We start from the raw sequence: 335 nt of genomic DNA on the forward strand, positions 1-335 counted from the left end.
GCCCTGGTCGCCGAGGGCCGCGATCTCGCCCGTGCCGACCCCGAGGCCGCCGAGCGCATGCTCAAACTCGCCGACGGGAGCGTGGAGGGCATCGAGGGCCGGGCCATCACCCAAGCGGCGCTGGAGGGCGACCCGGCCGCGTTGGAGTGCTTCGCGAGCGTGGCGGACTGGACCGGGCGCGGCCTGGCCGATCTGGCGGCGATCCTCGACCCGGAGTGCTTCATCGTGGGTGGCGGTGTCTCCGACGCGGGGGACATCCTCATCGACCCCGTCCGGCTCTCATTCGCCCGCAATGTCTCCGGCGGCCCCGGCCGCAGGCTCCCCCCCCCCCCCCG

General features: G+C 75.2%; 1 protein-coding gene. It reads left to right on the forward strand.

The genetic code is table 11. The features are described 5' to 3' along the window. Nucleotides 1-335 (forward strand): ROK family protein (locus D474_RS0114915; RefSeq protein WP_017614356.1); only part of this gene is annotated, 335 nt, incomplete at both ends.

This window comes from Nocardiopsis salina YIM 90010 (assembly GCF_000341025.1).
GTDB lineage: Bacteria > Actinomycetota > Actinomycetes > Streptosporangiales > Streptosporangiaceae > Nocardiopsis > Nocardiopsis salina.